Below are 16,267 nucleotides of genomic sequence, written 5' to 3' on the forward strand. Positions count from 1 at the left end.
GCGCACAAAACCACACATGAGCGCCATGATTTGCTAATCAAGATCCGCTAGGATAGGCTCTGGCGCCACGGTTCACATGATGACGTAAAAAGAAAATTATGCCGAAAAAACCAGCACAATCAGCCAGTACAGAGCAAACAGCCAGCTTTGAAAGCGCCCTCGGCGAGCTGGAAAGCATCGTGACGCGTCTGGAGTCGGGCGAACTGCCGCTGGAAGACGCGCTGAACGAATTCGAACGCGGCGTGCAGCTGGCGCGTCAAGGCCAGCAGAAACTGCAACAGGCGGAACAGCGTGTGCAAATCCTCCTTAACGACAGCGCCGACGACGCGGCGTTGGCGCCTTTCACACCGGATACCGAGTAACCGACATGTCTGAGATCGTCCCATCGGCCGCTTTTGCCGATCAACTGCAGATTTTCCGCCGGCGCGCCGATCGCGCGCTGCTGGATTTCATCGCCCCGCTGCCGTTCAACAACGGCAACATGGTGGCGGCGATGCGTCATGGCGCCTTACTGGGCGGCAAGCGCCTGCGCCCGTTCCTGGTGTACACCACCGGCCAGATGTTCGGCGTATCGCTGACCAACCTGGACGCGCCGGCGGCGGCGGTGGAATGCATTCACGCCTACTCGCTGATCCACGACGATCTGCCGGCGATGGACGACGACGATCTGCGCCGCGGCCAGCCGACCTGCCACATTAAATTCGGCGAAGCCAACGCGATCCTGGCCGGCGATGCGCTGCAAACGCTGGCGTTTTCGATCCTGGCCGATGCCGAAATGCCCGACGTGGCGCTGCGCGATCGGCTGGCGATGGTCTCCGAACTGGCGGCAGCCAGCGGCGTCGCCGGCATGTGCGGCGGCCAATCGCTGGATCTGGAGGCCGAAGGCAAGCGTGTCGATCTGCAGGCGCTGGAGCAGATCCACCGCCACAAAACCGGTGCGTTGATCCGCGCCGCAGTGCGTCTGGGCGCGCTGAGCGCCGGCGAAGCAGGACGAGCGGCGCTGCCGCAGTTGGATCGTTACGCCGCTGCGGTCGGCCTGGCGTTCCAGGTGCAGGATGACATTTTGGACGTTGTCGGCGAGACTGAAAAGATCGGCAAGCGCCAGGGAGCGGACCAACAACACGGAAAGAGTACCTACCCGGCGTTACTCGGGCTTGACAGCGCGAAAGCAAAAGCGTGGGATCTCTATCAGGAAGCATTAGCTGCATTAGACACTTTGGCAGCGCAATCTTATAACACAGCGCCATTGCGAGCGTTAGCCAGCTTCATTATTGAACGCGACAATTAACGTGTGACGTTAACTCCTCTGATATGAGTATCGAATGAGTCTTGATATAGCCAAATACCCAACCCTGGCGCTAGCGGAAAACCCCGAGGAACTCCGCTCACTGCCCAAAGAGAGCTTGCCGAAGCTGTGCGATGAGCTGCGGCAATATCTGCTGAACAGCGTCAGTCGCTCCAGCGGCCACTTTGCCTCCGGGCTGGGTACCGTCGAACTGACGGTGGCGTTGCATTTCGTCTACAACACGCCGTTCGATCATCTGGTGTGGGACGTCGGCCACCAGGCCTACCCGCACAAAATCCTGACCGGCCGCCGCGACCGGATCGCCACTATCCGGCAAAAGAACGGGTTGCACCCCTTCCCGTGGCGCGCCGAAAGCGAATACGACGTGCTGTCGGTCGGCCATTCGTCAACCTCGATCAGCGCCGGCCTCGGCATGGCGGTGGCGGCAGAGCGTGAAGGCAAAGGCCGCCGTACAGTGTGCGTGATCGGCGATGGCGCCATCACCGCCGGCATGGCGTTCGAAGCGATGAACCACGCCGGCGACATCAATCCGGACATGCTGGTGGTGCTGAACGACAACGAGATGTCGATCTCGGAAAACGTCGGCGCGCTGAACAACCATCTGGCACAGCTGCTGTCCGGCAAGCTTTACTCCACCCTGCGCGAAGGCGGCAAAAAAGTGCTGGCCGGCGTGCCGCCGATCAAGGAGCTGGTGAAACGCACCGAAGAGCACCTGAAAGGCATGGTGGTGCCGGGTACGCTGTTCGAAGAGCTGGGCTTCAACTACATCGGCCCGGTAGACGGGCACGACGTACAAGGCCTGGTCGCCACGTTGAAAAACATGCGCGATCTGAAAGGCCCGCAGCTGTTGCACATCATGACCAAGAAAGGCCGCGGTTACGCGCCGGCGGAGAAGGATCCGATCAGCTTCCACGCGGTGCCGAAGTTCGATCCCGCCAGCGGCACGCTGCCGAAAAGCGCCGGCGGTCTGCCGACCTATTCGAAAATCTTCGGCGACTGGCTGTGTGAAACCGCCGCCAAAGACAGCTCACTGATGGCAATCACGCCGGCCATGCGCGAAGGCTCCGGCATGGTGCAGTTCTCCCGCGACTATCCGCAGCAATATTTCGATGTGGCAATCGCCGAGCAGCACGCGGTCACCTTCGCCGCCGGGCTGGCGATCGGCGGCTACAAGCCGGTGGTGGCGATCTATTCCACCTTCCTGCAACGCGCCTACGATCAGCTGATCCATGACGTGGCGATCCAAAACCTGCCGGTGATGTTCGCCATCGATCGCGGCGGCATCGTCGGCGCCGACGGCCAGACCCACCAGGGGGCGTTCGATCTGTCGTTCATGCGCTGCATCCCGACCATGGTGATCATGACGCCGAGCGACGAAAACGAATGCCGCCAGATGCTGTATACCGGCTATCACTACAACGACGGCCCGAGCGCCGTGCGCTATCCGCGCGGCACCGGCACCGGCGCTGCGCTGGAGCCGCTCAGCCTGCTGCCGATCGGCAAAGGCGTGGTGCGCCGCCAGGGGGAAAAGATCGCCATTCTCAACTTCGGCACCCTGCTGCCGGAGGCCGCTGCGGCGGCGGAAGCGCTCAACGCCACGCTGGTCGACATGCGCTTCGTCAAACCGCTGGACGAGCAGCTGGTGCTCGAACTGGCCGCCAGCCATGAAACGCTGGTCACGCTGGAAGAGAACGCCATCATGGGCGGCGCCGGCAGCGGCGTCAACGAACTGCTGATGGCCAAACGCCGTCCGGTGCCGGTGCTGAACCTCGGCCTGCCGGACAGCTTCGTCTCACAGGGCACCCAGGAAGAACTGCGCGCCGATCTGGGGCTGGACGCCGCCGGCATTCAGCGCCAAATCGAAACCTGGCTGGCGCAGTAATTCGCCACTCGCGCCTGATAAAACGCCTCCGCCTTCGGGGGCGTTTTCATTTCCGCCCTCCGGGATCCGCGCTACAGTTACTGTCTGAGCTGTGAATGGGAGGCAAGCATGAAGTATCTCAAACTGGGCAACACCGATCTGAACGTCTCGCGCATCTGCCTGGGTTGCATGACCTACGGCGAACCGAGCCGCGGCAATCACGCCTGGACGCTGCCGGAAGAAAGCAGCCGCCCACTGTTGAAACAGGCGCTGGAAGCCGGCATCAACTTTTTCGACACCGCCAACAGCTATTCCGACGGCAGCAGCGAGGAGATCCTCGGCCGGGCGCTGCGCGACTATGCACGCCGCGAGGAGGTGGTGATCGCCACCAAGGTTTATTTCCCGCTGAGCAACCTGGAGCGCGGTTTGTCGCGCGCCAAGATCATGCAGTCCATCGACGACAGCCTGCGCCGTCTCGGCACCGACTATGTCGATTTGCTGCAAATCCATCGCTGGGATTACGAAACGCCGCTGGAAGAGACGCTGGAAGCGCTGCACGACGTGGTGAAAGCCGGTAAGGCGCGTTACATCGGCGCCTCTTCCATGTACGCCTGGCAGTTCGCCAAGGCGCTGTATACCGCCGATCTGCACGGCTGGACGCGCTTCGTCAGCATGCAGGATCAATACAACCTGATCCAGCGCGAAGAAGAGCGTGAGATGCACCCGCTGTGCGCCGCCGAAGGCATCGCCGTACTGCCGTGGAGCCCGCTGGCGCGCGGCCGCCTGACCCGCCCCTGGGGCGAAACCACCGCCCGCCTGGTCTCGGACCAGTTCGGCAAGAGTCTGTACGATGAAACCGAAGGCATCGACGCCATTATCGCCGAGCGCGTCGCCAGCCTGGCGGAGGAACGCGGCGTGCCACGCGCGCAGATCGCGCTGGCCTGGCTGCTGAACAAGCCGGCGGTCAGCGCGCCGATCGTTGGCGCATCACGCAGCGAGCAGTTGGACGACGCCATTGCCGCGGTCGATTTGAGTTTGTCGCCGCAAGAGGTGGCGGAGTTGGAAACGGCTTACGTGCCGCATCGGGTGACGGGATTTGAATAAGAAAAGCGGGCGCGAAGAACCGCGCCCGGCTGTCAGAACAGCCCGATCGGCCAGTGGTGCCCAATCAGGTAGATGATGCCCGCAGACAGCACGCCGGCGATGATATCGTCGACCATGATGCCCATGCCGCCATGCACGTTGCGGTCGAACCAGCGGATCGGCCACGGCTTCCACATATCCAGAATGCGGAAGATGACGAAACCGGCGGCGACCCAGCGCCAATCGTTGACCGGCAGCGCCATCAGCGTGATCCACATGCCGACGAACTCATCCCAGACGATGCTGCCGTGATCGTGCACCTTCATGTCTTTTGCCGTGCGGTGGCAAATATAGACGCCGATGCAAATGCTGAACATCACCGTCAGCGAGTAGAGCTGCCACGGCAGTTGGATCAGCAGCAGCCAGAACGGGATCGCCGCCAGCGATCCCATGGTGCCCGGCATCACCGGTGACAAACCGCTGCCGAAACCGGTGGCCAGCAGGTGCCACGGATTGCTCATCCGCAGCCGACGCTTGGCTTCATCCATGGGTGCCCGGCTCCGCGTTGAAATGATCGAACCCGGCCCAGTCCAGCACCACCGCCTCGTCGTTGCGGTAATAGCGAATGCCTTCAGACAGCGGGCCAATCTGGCCGATACAGGTGTAATCGGCCCCGAGGTGGCTCAGCGCCACGTCCAGCGCGCCGCGGTTGATCTCCGGCACCGTGAAGCACAGCTCGTAGTCTTCGCCGCCCGCCAGCGCCCAACGCAGCGCCTGTTCGGCATCGGCATGGCTGCTCAGCGCCTGCGACATCGGCAGCTCGTCCAGCACGATGCGCGCGCCGCAGTCGCTGGCCTTCAGGATGTGCTTCAGATCGGAAATCAGGCCGTCGGAAAGATCGATTGCCGAGCTGGCCAGATCGCGCAGCGCCTGCCCCTGCAGCACCCGCGGCTGCGGACGCAGATGGCGAGCGACCAGATAATCGCGCGCCGCGCTATCCGTCACCGCCAGGCGATCCTGCAGGATCGCCAAACCGGCGGCGCTGTCGCCCAGCGTGCCGGTCACATAGATCCAGTCGCCGATGCGCGCGCCGCTGCGGCTCAACGCCCGGCCGGCCGGGATCAGCCCCTGAATGGTCAAGGTCATGCTCAGCGGGCCGCGCGTGGTATCGCCGCCGATCAGCTGCATGCCGTAATAATTGAGTTGATCGAACAGGCTGTCGCTGAACGCCTTCAGCCAGGGTTCGTTCACCTCCGGCAGCGTCAGGGCCAGCGAGAGCCACGCCGGATCGGCGCCCATCGCCGCCAGATCGCTCAGATTGACCGCCAGCGCTTTATACCCGAGATCGGCCGGATCGATGTCCGGCAGGAAGTGAATGCCCGCGACCAACGTATCGGTACTGACGGCCACCAGCTGTTTTTCCGGCACTGCCAGCAGTGCGCAGTCATCTCCAATGCCCAACTGTACATCCCGGCGCACGCGCTTAAACCGGTCAAAATAGCGGGCAATGAGGTCAAATTCGCCGCATGCCATATCGATATTCCACTAGAAGAAATTAAGGCCGGGAATGCCGGCCTTAATGTTTTTACTTTTTCTTGCGAAGGGTTGGCGCCACTTTATCCAGCACCCCGTTCACAAACTTGTGGCTGTCTTCCGCGCCGAAGGTTTTCGCCAGCTCGATCGCTTCGTTGATCGCCACCTTGTAAGGGACATCCTCGCGCATTTTCAGTTCAAACAGCGCGACGCGCAGCACCGCGCGTTCCACCTGGCCCAGCTCTTCGAGCTGACGCGACAGGTAAGGCGCCATCAGTTCGTCCAGCATACCTGCATTCACTGCCGCGCCGGACAGCAACTCGCGAAAATAGGCGACGTCAACATCTTTGACATCCTGCTCCGTCAGGAACTGGTGTTCAACATCGGCAAGGTCGTTTTTAGACAACTGCCAAGAGTAAAGCGCTTGAACAGCGCACTCACGAGCGCGGCGACGAGCAGCAGGTTTCACGGAATTCCCCTTAACTAAATTCAGGCTTTAATAGCTTTGATAACATTAATCATTTCAAGTGCGGTCAACGCGGCTTCAGCGCCCTTGTTGCCCGCTTTGGTGCCGGCGCGTTCGATCGCTTGTTCGATGCTTTCGGTGGTCAGCACGCCAAAGGCAACCGGGATTTCGGCATTCATCGCAACGTTGCCGATGCCGGAGCTGGCTTCGCCCGCCACATATTCGAAGTGCGCGGTGCCCCCACGGATAACGGTGCCCAGCGCGATAACCGCGTCGTATTTGCCGGTTTTGGCCAATACGCTCGCCGTCAGCGGCAGCTCGTAAGCGCCCGGGACCCAGACAACGGTGATGTTGTCGTCAGCAACCTGACCAATGCGTTTCAGCGCGTCGATGGCGCCTTCCAGCAGGCTGTCGTTGATGAAATTGTTAAAACGTGCAATTGCGATCGCCACACGGGCATTTGGAGTAGCAACAACACCTTCGATAACTTTCATGGGCTTTCCTTAAAAATGGGTTCAATACCCCGCAGGGGGGCGGATTCTATCATATTCTTTCATCGCCTGCGCGGCGCTTTTGTAAAACCGGCGCGCGGGCGCGAGATTCAGTGTTTCGCCCGCAGGCGCAAACGCAGATCGGAGCCAACCTGGCGCACGTCGCTAAAGACGAATTCCGGTGCGTCGGCCAGACGCTCAAGGCCCGGCAAATGACACAGGCCGCGGCCATTATCGCCCAACAGTTTTGGCGCGATGTACAAAATGAGCTCATCCACCAGGCCGGCCTGCAGCAGCGCGCCGGCCAGCGTCGCCCCCGCCTCCACCCAGATTGAATTCACCTGGCGCTTGGCCAACAGCATCATCATCACCACCAGATCGACGCCGCCACCGTGCGCCGGGCAGATAAACTGCTCAACGTCTTGCGGCCAGGCCTGTTCATCCGCCTGCAGCCGCGCCAGCCAGGTAGCGCCCGGCTGCTGCACCACACGATGCTGCGGGGTGATGCGATTTTGGCTGTCGAGCAGGATACGCAGCGGCTGACGCAGATTTTCGCGCGGATAGAGGCGCTGGGTCTCGGCATCCAGCTCATCCCAACGCACCGTCAGCGACGGATCGTCCGCCAGCACGGTGGCGCTGGTGCTGAGAATGGCGGCGCTCTGCGCGCGCAGCCGCTGCACGTCCTGACGCGCTTCGGGTGAGGTGATCCACTGGCTTTCGCCGGAGGCCATCGCCGTGCGGCCGTCCAGCGACGCGCCCAGCTTCAGTTGCACATAGGGAAAACCGGTGCGCATGCGTTTGAGGAAGCCCAGGTTGACCGCTTCGGCCTCGGCCAGCATCAGGCCATGACGTACTTCGACGCCGGCTTGCTGCAGCTTGTACAAGCCGCGCCCCGCCACCTGAGGATTGGGATCTTGCATCGCCGCGACCACCCGTGTCACGCCAGCGGCCACCAGCGCATCGGCGCAGGGAGGCGTGCGGCCGTGATGGCTGCACGGCTCGAGCGTCACATAGGCGGTGGCGCCGCGCGCCTTGTCGCCCGCCATGCGCAGCGCGTGCACTTCCGCGTGCGGCTCGCCGGCGCGCAGATGATAGCCTTCACCGACAATTTCGCCGTCGCGCACGATAACGCAGCCGACGTTCGGATTGGGCGCGGTGGTGAAACGCCCCAGCCGCGCCAGCTCGAAGGCGCGCGCCATGTAAAATTCGTCGTGATGCATGAAAGATCCTTTAGTCTTGCAGGCGGGCAATCTCTTCGCCGAACTCGCGCACGTCTTCGAAGCTGCGGTACACCGACGCGAAGCGAATGTAGGCGACCTTATCCAGCTTTTTCAGCGCGTCCATCACCAGATTGCCGACTAACTTGGTCGGCACTTCGCGTTCGCCGGTGGCGCGCAGTTGGGATTTGATATGGTTAAGGGCGTTTTCCACGTCGTCCGAGCTGACCGGGCGCTTTTCCAGCGCTTTCAGCATGCCGCGACGCAGTTTGTCTTCGTTGAACGGCTCGCGCACCTCATCGCTTTTAATCACTCGCGGCATCACCAGCTCGGCCACCTCGAAGGTGGTGAAGCGTTCATTGCATACCAGACACTGGCGACGACGGCGTACTTGCGAACCGTCCCCCACCAGGCGGGAATCAATGACTTTGGTATCAACGGCGGCGCAGAAAGGGCAATGCATAACACGTCCTGATAAACGTTTTTTATAGATAAATGCAGTTTAACCCGAAGTGAAGCCACAACAAAGGGCGTCGGCCATTTGTTGCGATAAGCGGCGGGCAGGCGGCGCCGATATGACTTTCACCGCCATGCGGGCTAAGCTTGATAGCAGGAGATTCAGCATAGGAAATCGCCGTCATGACAACCCGTTATCCCAAAACCGCCCTGCTCGCCGCCGCCGTGTTGCTCACTGGCTGCGCGCACAACGCCGCCGTGCCTCAGCTGCGCCATCAGGTCGCCGCACTTAACCAAAAAGTGAGCGTATTGACCGATCAGGCCACCGCGCTGGAGCGGCAAAACCAGCTCAATCAGCACTCCGACAACGGCGTCTACCTGCTGCCGGCGGCGCGGAGCGCCGCCCGTTTGCAAAGCGGCATCGGCGAACTGAGCGTTTCGCTGAGCCACATCAAGAGCGAAGCCAACGGTGCCCAGGCGCAGCTGCATGTGCGCATCCTCTCACAGGCCACGCTGCCGCCGTTTAAAGCGGTGGTGGAATGGGGCCAACTGGACGCGGCCACCGGCCGGCCGCTGACCGCCGAGGCGCTGTCGCAACCGATCGCCAGCGCCGACTCGCTGCTGCCGAAACCCGGGCAGGACTTCGAGCTGCGCTTCAGCGGCCTGACGCCGGAACAGCTGGGCTATATCCGTCTGCACAGCCTGGTAGCCACCGCCCAGCCGGCGGTGGTGCAGCAACACTGAAATCCGAGGCAAAAAAAAGGAGCGCCGATAGGCGCTCCTTCTCATTTCGCTGAATACTGCGGCGGTTAAGGCAGAATCGAAGGCTGATCCGCGCCCTCTTTTTCCACTTTTTGCTGCAGCATGTGTTCGCGTTTCATCCCCAGCTTCAACGCCAGCGCGGACGCGACGTAGATAGAGGAAACGGTACCGATCGACACGCCGATCAGCATCGCCAGCGAGAAGCCTTGCAGCATCGCGCCACCGAAGATGTACAGCATCAGCACCACCATCAGGGTGGTCCCGGAAGTCATCAGCGTACGGCTCAGCGTCTGGGTCAACGACACGTTCATGATCTCGTAAGGCGTGCCGCGGCGGATCTTGCGGAAGTTCTCACGAATACGGTCGGAGACCACGATGCTGTCGTTCAGCGAGTAACCGATAACCGACATCAGGGACGCGACGATGGTCAGGTCAATCTCGATGTGGAACAGCGACAGCACGCCCAGCGTGATGATCACGTCGTGCGCCAGCGCAATAACCGCCCCCAGCGCCAGGCGCCATTCGAAGCGGAAGCCGACGTAGATCAGGATACAGATCAACGCCACCAGCAGCGCCATGCCGCCGGTTTGCGCCAGCTCGCTGCCCACGCTCGGGCCGACGAACTCAATGCGCTTCACGGTGGCGTTTTTATCCACCGAGTCGTTGATCACGCCGATCACCTTATTGCCCAGTTCCTGGCCTGCGGTGCCGGTCGCCGGTGGCATGCGCACCATCACGTCGCGGCTGCTGCCGAAGTTCTGGATAATCGGATCCTGGAACCCGGCCTTCTCCAGCGTGTCGCGCATCAGGTCGAGGTTAGCCGGCTTCTCCAGGTTGATTTCAATCACCGTACCGCCGGTGAAATCCAGACCCCAGTTAAAGCCGCGCACCGACATGGTGGCGATCGACGCGACCAACAGCACCAACGAGATGCCGAAAGCCACGTAGTCCCAGCGCATAAAGTCGTAGACTTTACGGCCGTAGTTGAGTTGCTCAACAGTATAATCCTGTGCCACAACGCACTCCTCAGATAGACAGCTTGTTAATGCGTTTGCCGCCGTAAAGCAGGTTGACGATGGCACGGGTACCGACAATCGCGGTGAACATGGACGTCGCCACACCGATAGCGGTGGTGATCGCAAAGCCCTTGATCGAACCGGTGCCGACTGCGTACAGGATGACCGCGGTGATCAGGGTGGTGATGTTGGCGTCGACGATACTGGAGAACGCGCCTTTATAGCCCTCATGGATCGCCTGCTGAACGGATCGGCCGTTCTTCAGCTCTTCCTTGATACGTTCGTTAATCAGTACGTTGGCGTCGACCGCCACCGCCAGCGTCAACACGATCCCGGCAATGCCCGGCATGGTCAGCGTCGCCCCCGGCAACAGGGACATCACGCCGACGATCAACACCAGGTTAGCGACCAGCGCCGTGGTGGCGATCACGCCGAACTTACGGTACCAGACCACCATGAAGACGATGGACGCCACCAGGCCCCACAGACAGGCTTCCAGACCTTGGGTGATGTTCTGCTGACCCAAGGTTGGACCGATGGTGCGCTCTTCAACGATCTGAATCGGCGCAATCAGCGCACCCGCACGCAGCAGCAGCGAAAGCTGACGCGCTTCGTTCGGGTTGCCGATGCCGGTGATGCGGAAGCTGTTGCCCAGACGCGACTGAATGTTCGCCACGTTGATCACTTCTTCCTGTTTCACCAGCACCGCACGGCCGTTGGCGTCTTTCTTGCCGCTGTCCTTGTACTCCACGAACAGGGTCGCCATCGGTTTGCCGATGTTGTCCTTGGTGAAGTTGGACATCGACGTGCCGCCGGCGCTGTCCAGCGAGATGTTAACCTGCGGCTGGTTGTATTCGTCGGTGCTCGAGGTGGAGTCGGTGATGTGGTCACCGGTCAGGATCACGCGCTTGTACAACACGATCGGCTGGCCGTCGCGGGTGTATTTCACCTCGGAATCGCCCGGCACGCGGCCGTTGGCCGCCGCGGTGGCGTCCGCATTGGTGTTCACCAGACGGAATTCCAGCGTCGCGGTGGCGCCCAGAATTTCTTTGGCGCGCGCGGTGTCCTGAATGCCCGGCAACTCAACCACGATGCGGTCGGATCCCTGGCGCTGCACCAGCGGTTCGGCGACGCCGAGCTGGTTGACGCGGTTACGCAGGATAGTGATGTTCTGCTGTACGGCGTATTCGCGCGCTTCGCTCAGACGGGCGTCCGTCAGGCTGGCTTTCATGGTGTTGGCGCCATTGGCGGACAGCACCAGATCGCGCTGACGCGGGCCGATATAGCTGATGGCCTGGTCACGGGCCGCATCGTCGCGGAAGCGAACTTCCACGCCGTTGTTGTCCAGCTTGCGGATAGACGCGTAAGGAATGCCCTTCTCGCGCAGCTCGCTGCGCAGGGTATCCATGGTCTGTTCCTGCAGCTTGCTCAACGCGGTGTCCATGTCCACTTCCATCAGGAAGTGCACGCCGCCGCGCAGGTCCAGACCGAGTTTCATCGGCTCTGCGCCCAGCATGGCCAGCCAGGTCGGCGTAGCCGGCGCCAGGTTCAGCGCCACGACGAATTTGTCACCCAGCTCGGTCACCAGCGCTTCGCGGGCGCGCAGCTGAACGTCAGGATCTTTAAAGCGAGCCAGGATGGCGCCATTTTCCAGCGCAATCGACTTGCTCGCGATGTTGTCTTTTTCTAATACGGTACGGACCTGGTCCAGCGTAGTTTCACTGGCGGCGACGCCGCGCGCGCCAGTGATTTGTACGGCCGGATCCTCACCGTAGATGTTGGGAAGCGCATAAAGCAGACCGACGAGGATCACGACGATCAACATCAGATACTTCCACAAAGGATAACGGTTTAGCACGGCAATTCCCTTCGGGAAAAAAGATTACAGGGCCTTCATGGTACCTTTCGGCAGAACGGCCGCCACGAAGTCACGCTTGATCATCACTTCCGTGGTGTCGTTCAGCGCGATGGCGATGATGCCAGTGTCGGCCACTTTGGTCACGCGACCGATCAGGCCGCCGGTGGTCAGCACTTCGTCGCCCTTACCGATGGAGTCCATCAGCTTCTTGTGATCTTTCGCGCGCTTCTGCTGTGGGCGCAGGATCATGAAGTAGAAGATCAGGCCGAACACCACCAGCATAATGATCAGAGAGTACGGGCTTCCCTGAGCCGGAGCCCCTGCGGATGCGACGGCGTCAGAAATGAAAAAGCTCATTGAAATTCCCTCATTAAGTTATCAATTATTAGATCAAGCGTTTAAAGGCGGAATCGGCTTGCCGATCCGACCATAGAAATCCGCAACAAACTGCTCTAATTTACCCTCTTCGATAGCCTGGCGTAAACCCGCCATCAGGCGCTGGTAGTGACGCAGGTTATGAATTGTGTTCAGTCGAGCACCCAATATTTCGTTGCAACGGTCGAGATGGTGCAAGTAGGCGCGGCTGTAATGGCGACACGTGTAGCAATCACAGTCTTTATCCAGCGGAGAAGTATCATCCTTGTGCTTGGCATTACGGATTTTTACCACACCGTCAGTCACGAACAAATGGCCGTTGCGGGCGTTGCGGGTCGGCATGACGCAGTCGAACATGTCGATGCCGCGGCGCACGCCTTCCACCAAATCTTCCGGCTTGCCGACGCCCATCAAATAGCGTGGCTTATCTTCCGGAATTTGCGGGCAAACGTGTTCAAGAATGCGATGCATATCCTCTTTCGGCTCGCCTACAGCCAAGCCGCCCACAGCGTACCCATCAAAGCCGATATCCACCAGCCCTTTTACTGAAACATCACGTAAATCTTCGTAAACGCCGCCCTGAATGATGCCGAACAGCGCATTTTTATTTTCCAGCTCGTCGAAACGCTGGCGGCTGCGCTGCGCCCAACGCAGCGACATTTCCATCGAACGTTTGGCGTAGTCCCAGTCGGCCGGGTACGGCGTACATTCATCGAAGATCATCACGATGTCGGAACCCAGGTCATACTGGATTTCCATCGATTTTTCCGGGCTCAGGAACACCTTGTCGCCGTTGATCGGATTGCGGAAGTACACGCCTTCCTCTTTGATCTTGCGCATCGCCCCCAGGCTGAACACCTGGAAACCGCCGGAGTCGGTGAGGATCGGGCCCGGCCACTGCATGAAATCGTGCAGATCGCCGTGCAGCTTCATGATCTCCTGGCCAGGGCGCAGCCACAGGTGGAAGGTGTTGCCCAGCAGGATCTGCGCGCCGGTCTCTTTCACTTCTTCCGGCGTCATGCCCTTGACCGTGCCGTAGGTACCGACCGGCATAAAGGCCGGGGTTTCCACTACGCCGCGGTCGAAAATCAGGCGGCCGCGGCGTGCGCGGCCATCGGTAGTTTGTAGTTCGTACTTCACAAAGCCTCCAGCATCAGAGAAACAGTCTGATGTCGTTGAAACGGGGCCGCGCCGTGGGCGCAGCCCGGGAAATTAACCGCCGACGGACTCGTTTTCCGCCTGCGGGTTACGGCTGATGAACATCGCATCACCGTAGCTGAAAAAGCGATACTGCTCGGCCACCGCCTGCTGATAGGCGTTCATGGTATTTTTATAACCGGCGAAGGCCGACACCAGCATGATCAGGGTCGATTCCGGCAGGTGGAAATTGGTCACCAGCGCGTCGATCACCTGATAGTGATAGCCCGGATAGATAAAAATGCTGGTATCACCGAAGAACGGCGCAATCAGCGCCTCTTTGCTGGCCGCCGCGGCGCTTTCCAGCGAGCGCACCGAGGTAGTGCCCACCGCCACGACGCGTTTGCCGCGCGCCTTGCAGGCCAGCACCGCATCGACCACGTTCTGCGGCACTTCGGCGTATTCGGCGTGCATCACGTGATCTTCGATGGTTTCCACGCGCACCGGCTGGAAGGTGCCGGCGCCGACATGCAGCGTCACGAACGCCATTTCCACGCCCTTGGCGCGCAGCGCCGCCAGCAGCGGTTCGTCGAAGTGCAGGCCGGCGGTCGGCGCGGCGACCGCGCCGGGTTTCTCGCTGTAGACCGTCTGATACAGCTCGCGGTCGGCGTCTTCATCCGGGCGGGCGATATAAGGCGGCAGCGGCATGTGGCCGGCGGCGTTGAGGATAGTGAACACGTCGCGTTCGTCGTTGAAGCGCAGCTCGAACAGCGTCTCGTGGCGCGCTACCATGGTGGCGGCGATGCTCTCGTCATCCCCCAACAGCAGCTCGGCGCCCGGCTTCGGCGCTTTCGACGCGCGCACGTGCGCCAGCACGCGATGGTCGTCCAGCACGCGCTCCACCAGCACTTCAATCTTGCCGCCGCTGACCTTGCGGCCGAACATGCGCGCCGGGATCACGCGGGTATTGTTGAACACCAGCAGGTCGCCGGCTTCCAGCTTATCCAGCAGATCGGTGAATACGCCGTGCGTCAATGCCCCGCTCGGCCCGTCCAGCTGCAGCAGGCGGCATGCGCTGCGTTCGGCCTGGGGATAGTGGGCAATCAGGGATTCGGGAAGTTCAAACGAAAAATCAGCGACGCGCATGGGTATTCACTTCTTCAATTTAGGGCTGGTTGGTAAAAAACAGGCGGCCTAGTCTAAAGCCGGGGGCGGTCAGCGGCAAGAAATAAGGAGGATTTGCCTGACTTCGGGTATAGTTGAGGGATGAATTTTCTCGCTCATCTTCACCTGGCCATGCTGGCGGACAGCTCGCTGCTGGGCAACCTGCTGGCCGATTTCGTGCGCGGCAACCCCGCCGCCGACTACCAGCCCGACGTGGTGGCCGGCATCATGATGCACCGCCGCGTCGACGTGCTGACCGACAGCCTGCCGCAGGTCAAAGCCAGCCGCGACTATTTCAGCGCCCCCTACCGCCGCGTGGCGCCGATCACCCTCGACGTGGTGTGGGACCATTTTCTGGCGCGCCACTGGCAGCAGTTGGAGCCTTCACGCGACCTGCACCAGTTTACCCAGGAAGCCCGCAGCCAGATCGAACCTTTTCTGCCGCTCACGCCGCCGCGCTTTCAGAACCTGAACGGCTACCTGTGGCCGGAACGCTGGCTGGAGCGCTACGCCGAATTGCCGTTCATCGCCCGGGTGCTGCAGGGCATGGCCAGCCGCCGCCCGCGCCTCGATGCGCTGGCCGGCTCGTTCGCCGACGTCGAGCAACATTATCATCAGCTTGAAACACAGTTCTGGCAGTTTTACCCGCAAATGATGCGACAGGCGAAGGACAAAGCGCTCTGAGGTCAAGCCCAAGTCATTGAAATTGCAACGCCTTGCAAGAATTTACGTTTTGCCGCTTGCCCTTTTGTGGGAAAAGGTTATTTTTAAAGCTCGCTAAATTATATCAACGACTTTGATAGGTGAAAGCTATCTCATCGATTGGTCTTTTACCCTTTATTCACCAAGTCGCGGCCCCTATACTGGCCCTTGTTTTTACATCCACCCTTTAACACCTATTACAGGAGTAATTATGGTCCTGGTAACTCGTCAAGCCCCTGACTTCACTGCAGCTGCCGTACTGGGTAGCGGCGAAATCGTTGAAAACTTCAACCTGAAGAAGCACCTGAACGGCAAACCGGCCGTACTGTTCTTCTGGCCAATGGACTTCACCTTCGTATGCCCTTCCGAGCTGATCGCTTTCGATCACCGCTATGAAGAGTTCCAGAAGCGTGGCGTTGAAGTGGTTGGCGTTTCCTTCGACTCAGAATTCGTTCACAACGCATGGCGTAAAACCCCTGTCGACAAAGGCGGCATCGGTGAAGTGAAATACGCAATGGTTGCTGACGTTAAGCGTGAAATCCAGAAAGCTTACGGCATCGAACACCCGGAAGCCGGCGTTGCGCTGCGCGGCTCTTTCCTGATCGACAAAGACGGCATCGTGCGTGCTCAGGTTGTTAACGACCTGCCAATCGGCCGTAACATCGACGAAATGATCCGTACCGTCGACGCGCTGCAATTCCACGAAGAGCACGGTGAAGTGTGCCCGGCTCAGTGGGAAAAAGGCAAAGCAGGTATGGGCGCTTCCCCAGACGGCGTTGCAAAATACCTGTCTGAAAACGCTGCCAAGCTGTAATTTCAGCCTGATAGTGAATCAACCGG

The 16,267-nt window shown here is 60.5% G+C and carries 18 protein-coding genes; 7 read left to right on the forward strand and 11 right to left on the reverse strand.

The genetic code is table 11. From position 1 onward, the window contains the following. Positions 1-98: 98 nt before the first annotated feature. The 4 genes from xseB (at position 99) to J0X03_RS18825 (ending at position 4,271) form a co-directional block, all read left to right on the forward strand. Positions 99-362, forward strand: coding sequence for an exodeoxyribonuclease VII small subunit (gene xseB / locus J0X03_RS18810; protein WP_033642062.1), 264 nt, complete (start codon positions 99-101; stop codon positions 360-362). A gap of 5 nt (positions 363-367) precedes the next feature. Further along, positions 368-1,288 carry a (2E,6E)-farnesyl diphosphate synthase gene (gene ispA / locus J0X03_RS18815; protein ID WP_033642061.1) on the forward strand — a complete coding sequence of 307 codons (921 nt, stop codon included), beginning with the start codon at positions 368-370 and terminating at the stop codon, positions 1,286-1,288. Positions 1,289-1,322: 34 nt separating this feature from the next. Next, entirely contained in the window at positions 1,323-3,188 is a 1,866-nt protein-coding gene (dxs, locus tag J0X03_RS18820; protein WP_033642060.1) for a 1-deoxy-D-xylulose-5-phosphate synthase, read from the forward strand. Between the two features lie 108 nt (positions 3,189-3,296). Continuing rightward, on the forward strand, positions 3,297-4,271 hold the full coding sequence (locus tag J0X03_RS18825) for an aldo/keto reductase (protein WP_033642059.1): 975 nt from the start codon (positions 3,297-3,299) through the stop codon (positions 4,269-4,271). A 32-nt stretch (positions 4,272-4,303) separates the two neighbouring features. Here the strand turns inward: J0X03_RS18825 and pgpA are convergent, their stop codons facing one another. The 6 genes from pgpA to nrdR all read right to left on the reverse strand — a co-directional run bounded on the left by pgpA (position 4,304) and on the right by nrdR (position 8,420). Beyond that, a complete protein-coding gene (gene pgpA, locus J0X03_RS18830; protein WP_033634010.1) occupies positions 4,304-4,798 on the reverse strand; it encodes a phosphatidylglycerophosphatase A in 495 nt (164 codons plus the stop codon). Then, on the reverse strand, positions 4,791-5,783 hold the full coding sequence (gene thiL / locus J0X03_RS18835) for a thiamine-phosphate kinase (RefSeq protein WP_033642058.1): 993 nt from the start codon (positions 5,781-5,783) through the stop codon (positions 4,791-4,793). Before thiL ends, pgpA begins: the two co-directional genes overlap by 8 nt. A gap of 52 nt (positions 5,784-5,835) precedes the next feature. After that, complete coding sequence (gene nusB, locus J0X03_RS18840) at positions 5,836-6,252, reverse strand: transcription antitermination factor NusB (RefSeq protein ID WP_004940384.1); 417 nt, start codon at positions 6,250-6,252, stop codon at positions 5,836-5,838. A 20-nt stretch (positions 6,253-6,272) separates the two neighbouring features. Further along, the gene (ribH, locus tag J0X03_RS18845) at positions 6,273-6,743 is read right to left on the reverse strand and encodes a 6,7-dimethyl-8-ribityllumazine synthase (protein WP_004940385.1); all 471 of its coding nucleotides are present in this window, start codon (positions 6,741-6,743) and stop codon (positions 6,273-6,275) included. Between the two features lie 107 nt (positions 6,744-6,850). Next, positions 6,851-7,960 carry a bifunctional diaminohydroxyphosphoribosylaminopyrimidine deaminase/5-amino-6-(5-phosphoribosylamino)uracil reductase RibD gene (gene ribD / locus J0X03_RS18850; protein WP_102948085.1) on the reverse strand — a complete coding sequence of 370 codons (1,110 nt, stop codon included), beginning with the start codon at positions 7,958-7,960 and terminating at the stop codon, positions 6,851-6,853. A 10-nt stretch (positions 7,961-7,970) separates the two neighbouring features. Next, entirely contained in the window at positions 7,971-8,420 is a 450-nt protein-coding gene (nrdR, locus tag J0X03_RS18855; protein WP_004940387.1) for a transcriptional regulator NrdR, read from the reverse strand. A 176-nt stretch (positions 8,421-8,596) separates the two neighbouring features. Here nrdR and J0X03_RS18860 point away from each other — a divergent pair, with 176 nt between their 5' ends. Beyond that, on the forward strand, positions 8,597-9,157 hold the full coding sequence (locus J0X03_RS18860) for a SadB/YajI family lipoprotein (RefSeq protein WP_046688354.1): 561 nt from the start codon (positions 8,597-8,599) through the stop codon (positions 9,155-9,157). A gap of 65 nt (positions 9,158-9,222) precedes the next feature. On the opposite strand, the gene secF is transcribed toward J0X03_RS18860, so the two are convergent. From secF to queA, 5 genes are all read right to left on the reverse strand, one after another. Further along, entirely contained in the window at positions 9,223-10,191 is a 969-nt protein-coding gene (secF, locus tag J0X03_RS18865) for a protein translocase subunit SecF (protein WP_019454209.1), read from the reverse strand. A gap of 10 nt (positions 10,192-10,201) precedes the next feature. Continuing rightward, a complete protein-coding gene (gene secD / locus J0X03_RS18870) occupies positions 10,202-12,049 on the reverse strand; it encodes a protein translocase subunit SecD (RefSeq protein WP_071845087.1) in 1,848 nt (615 codons plus the stop codon). 24 nt (positions 12,050-12,073) lie between these two features. After that, on the reverse strand, positions 12,074-12,406 hold the full coding sequence (gene yajC, locus J0X03_RS18875) for a preprotein translocase subunit YajC (protein WP_004940391.1): 333 nt from the start codon (positions 12,404-12,406) through the stop codon (positions 12,074-12,076). A gap of 33 nt (positions 12,407-12,439) precedes the next feature. Next, a complete protein-coding gene (gene tgt, locus J0X03_RS18880; RefSeq protein WP_016928877.1) occupies positions 12,440-13,564 on the reverse strand; it encodes a tRNA guanosine(34) transglycosylase Tgt in 1,125 nt (374 codons plus the stop codon). A 72-nt stretch (positions 13,565-13,636) separates the two neighbouring features. Beyond that, positions 13,637-14,707 carry a tRNA preQ1(34) S-adenosylmethionine ribosyltransferase-isomerase QueA gene (gene queA, locus J0X03_RS18885; RefSeq protein WP_060659875.1) on the reverse strand — a complete coding sequence of 357 codons (1,071 nt, stop codon included), beginning with the start codon at positions 14,705-14,707 and terminating at the stop codon, positions 13,637-13,639. Positions 14,708-14,827: 120 nt separating this feature from the next. On the opposite strand from queA, the gene J0X03_RS18890 reads away from it, so the two are divergent. Together J0X03_RS18890 and J0X03_RS18895 are read left to right on the forward strand one after the other, a co-directional pair. After that, positions 14,828-15,409 carry an ACP phosphodiesterase gene (locus tag J0X03_RS18890; RefSeq protein WP_046688353.1) on the forward strand — a complete coding sequence of 194 codons (582 nt, stop codon included), beginning with the start codon at positions 14,828-14,830 and terminating at the stop codon, positions 15,407-15,409. A 229-nt stretch (positions 15,410-15,638) separates the two neighbouring features. Further along, the gene (locus tag J0X03_RS18895; protein ID WP_004940403.1) at positions 15,639-16,241 is read left to right on the forward strand and encodes a peroxiredoxin C; all 603 of its coding nucleotides are present in this window, start codon (positions 15,639-15,641) and stop codon (positions 16,239-16,241) included. Positions 16,242-16,267: the final 26 nt, after the last annotated feature.

Source organism: Serratia ureilytica (assembly GCF_017309605.1).
In the GTDB taxonomy this organism is placed as follows: Bacteria; Pseudomonadota; Gammaproteobacteria; order Enterobacterales; family Enterobacteriaceae; genus Serratia; species Serratia ureilytica.